Annotated in this window: 1 protein-coding gene; it reads left to right on the top strand. The window is 37.6% G+C overall.

The genetic code is table 11. The features are described from left to right. Positions 1 to 151: DUF520 family protein (locus QSV46_RS39575; RefSeq protein ID WP_314964073.1), on the top strand; the 151-nt coding region annotated here is incomplete at its 5' end. Positions 152 to 279: the final 128 nt, after the last annotated feature.

Consider the following 279-nt stretch of genomic DNA (forward strand, 5'->3'; position numbering starts at 1 on the left):
CAAAGAATCCGACCTAAAAGTCGCTGCCAGCATCCAAGGCGACAAAGTGCGTGTCAGCGACAAGAAAAAGGACAATCTACAAGCAGCGATGGCATTTTTGAAAGAAAAATCGTTTGGTATACCGCTACAATTTAACAATTTTAAAGATTAATTAGCAGTACACGACTACAAACCGTTCATGTTAGGCTTAGGCTTCACTCAGCCAAAGGATGAACGGTTTTTTATTGGCTACAAATCCAGTCAATAAATTAACAATGTGAAATTTTTATTCAGTTAAGT

Origin of the sequence: Bradyrhizobium cosmicum, from assembly GCF_032290525.1 — a bacterium.
GTDB classification, from domain to species: Bacteria; Pseudomonadota; Alphaproteobacteria; order Rhizobiales; family Xanthobacteraceae; genus Bradyrhizobium; species Bradyrhizobium cosmicum_A.